General features: G+C 51.3%; 1 protein-coding gene. It reads right to left on the bottom strand.

From position 1 onward, the window contains the following. Positions 1 to 686 (bottom strand): hypothetical protein (locus AC07XU_RS18335; protein ID WP_494945085.1); only part of this gene is annotated, 686 nt, incomplete at both ends.

The following is a 686-nucleotide window of genomic DNA, read 5'->3' as shown; positions in this document are numbered from 1 at the left end:
GTCGCAGGTGTAGAACTTACGCTTAAAGTAGTGGTAGCTGTGTTTGAGCAGCTTCCATTGCTGAATGAATAGGTAACCACATAGGTCTGGTTCGGCGTACTGCCGGCAAGGTTGATATTTCCTGTTGCAGCATCAATGCTCAATCCCGCTGGGGCGGCCGTATAGGTACCTCCCGCCTGTCCGGTTCTTGTTACGCTTGCTGTACCAGATGCCTGGAACTGTGCAGCGCTATAGCTGATGGTAGCTGTTGGGGTTGCCGGCTGTGCATTGATGGTGATGTTAGTGGTTTCACTTAAACAGCCATCTGCACTTTTTGCTATGATGGCATGTGTACCTGCCGCTAAGCTATAAGTTGTTGTAGCGGTATAGGCTCCTCCATCTACACTGTAGGTTTCACCTGCTTTTGCAGTGATGCTGATCGTACCCATTGCTACCGCACAGGTTGGCTGTGCGCCTACCGCAACAACTGGTTTTACCGCCTGTGTTTTTGCAACATTTATCGTAACCGTGGCTGCTGTAGAGATACAGCCGTCTGCACTTTTTGCAAGTACGGTATGACTGCCCGGTGCCAGACCAGCGTAAGTTAATGTTGAAGTGTATGCACTTCCATCAACGCTGTAGGTCTCCCCTGCAACTGCCGTGATGGCAATGCTGCCCGTTGGCGTACCGCAGACTGGCTGTGCACT

The organism is Pedobacter sp. GW456-11-11-14-TSB4 (assembly GCF_059424425.1).
The sequence above is the reverse complement of the archived record's forward strand: the minus strand, read 5'-3'. Positions and strand labels throughout refer to the sequence as shown.